Genomic DNA, 836 nt, shown 5'->3' with positions numbered 1-836 from the left:
GTCGCCATCCAGTCACAAGAGGTCTACGACCGCTACATGAAGTACCTGACCGGCTGCGCGAAGCTGTTCCGCCAGGGTTACACGGACGTCGACCAGTTCACGCTGGAAAAGTAGCGGTCCCCGGCCCCTCGCCACCTACTTCACGAGGGTGAACTGCCCGACATTGCTGATGCCCTTGCGGAAGAAGTTCTCACAGCCGGTCAGGTACTTCATGTAGCGGTCGTAGACCTCTTGTGACTGGATGGCGACGGCCTGCTCGCGATTGGCCTCGAGGGCGGCAGCCCAGGTCTCCAGGGTCCTCGCGTAGTGCAGCTGCAGCGAGTGGACCCGGGTCAGCTCGAAGCCGGCCGTGACCGCGTACTCGCCGACGGTCTGCGGTGTCGGCAGCCACCCGCCGGGGAAGATCTCGGTCAAGATGAACTGCGAGAAGTGCACGATCTCGTGGGTCAGCTTCATGCCCCGCGCCCGGGCGTCTTTGAAGGACGGGCGAACGATGGTGTGCAGCAACATCACCCCGTCGGACGGCAGCGCCTGGTAGGCCATCTTGAAGAAGCGCCCGTAGCGTTGGCGGCCGAAGTGCTCGAAGGCGCCGATCGAGACGATGCGGTCGACGGGCTCGTGGAACTTCTCCCACCCCTCCAACAGCACCCGCCGGGTGCGGGGCGTGTCCATCTGGTCGAACGTCTTCTGCACATGCTCGGCCTGGTTCTCCGACAATGTCAGGCCCACGACGTTCACGTCGTACTTCTCAATGGCCCGCCGCATGGTGGCGCCCCAGCCGCAGCCGATGTCGAGCAGCGTCATCCCCGGCTCGAGCTTCAACTTGCCCAGCGCCA

The 836-nt window shown here is 64.4% G+C and carries 2 protein-coding genes; one reads left to right on the top strand and one right to left on the bottom strand.

Annotated elements, in window-relative coordinates:
- The coding region (locus tag A5713_RS27395) for a class I SAM-dependent methyltransferase (RefSeq protein WP_197516327.1) at positions 1 to 114 on the top strand (114 nt) is incomplete at its 5' end.
- 21 nt (positions 115 to 135) lie between these two features.
- On the opposite strand, the gene A5713_RS07430 is transcribed toward A5713_RS27395, so the two are convergent.
- Positions 136 to 836, bottom strand: a 701-nt coding sequence (locus A5713_RS07430; RefSeq protein WP_068094137.1) for a class I SAM-dependent methyltransferase, incomplete at its 5' end; no start/stop codon positions are given.

This window comes from Mycobacterium sp. E2497, assembly GCF_001668695.1.
In the GTDB taxonomy this organism is placed as follows: Bacteria; Actinomycetota; Actinomycetes; order Mycobacteriales; family Mycobacteriaceae; genus Mycobacterium.
This window is presented reverse-complemented; position numbering and strand designations above follow the sequence as displayed.